Raw genomic sequence first — 622 nt, forward strand, 5'->3', positions numbered from 1 at the left:
CCCACACCGATCGGCCCTCGCCCCAGACGGACCGGTCGAGGCGGCGCGAGCCGCGGCGCAGGATCGGACGGAAGCCCCGCACTCGGGTGCCGGAGCCGCGCCGGGCCTCGGTCAGGCCCTCGGCTACCAGCGCACCGAGCGCCTTCCGTGCGGTGCCCTGGGCCACTCCGTACTCAGCCATCAGCGCGTTCTCGCTCGGCACCGGGTCGCCTGCTTGGAGCTCGCCGCCGAGGATGCGCTGCCGCAGGTCGTCGGCGATCTGACGGTGCAACGGCTCCTCGGGCACGGTTCCTCCAGCTCGGGCGATCTCCCTGGGAGGAACCATACGGCCGACCCGCACCGCCGGTCAGCCTGGTCGCCGCGCTCGGCCGCTGAACGCCACCGCCCCGCCCCTCCTACGGAAGGGACGGGGAGGATTCGTCATGCCTGAGACTGGCTCTCGTCGGGCTCGGGCCGAATCGCCTGGAGGTACTTGGCGGTGCCGACCTGCCAGGCCTGGAGGTCGGCGGGGCTGACGGGTGCGGCCTCGATGGGGGTGTCGCGCCGGCGACGTCGTGCCTCCCCACTCTCCTGGATCACGTGCGGTTCGGGCCGGGGCATGACGGGAGCGGGCGCCAGGGCC

General features: G+C 74.0%; 2 protein-coding genes. Both read right to left on the minus strand.

The window, feature by feature from the left end:
- Positions 1-286: GntR family transcriptional regulator (locus ABD323_RS43640; RefSeq protein WP_344447561.1), on the minus strand; the 286-nt coding region annotated here is incomplete at its 3' end.
- Between the two features lie 134 nt (positions 287-420).
- A partial coding sequence (locus ABD323_RS43645; RefSeq protein WP_344447562.1) for a hypothetical protein occupies positions 421-622 on the minus strand: 202 nt, incomplete at its 5' end.

Source organism: Kitasatospora nipponensis (assembly GCF_039528135.1).
Lineage (GTDB): Bacteria > Actinomycetota > Actinomycetes > Streptomycetales > Streptomycetaceae > Kitasatospora > Kitasatospora nipponensis.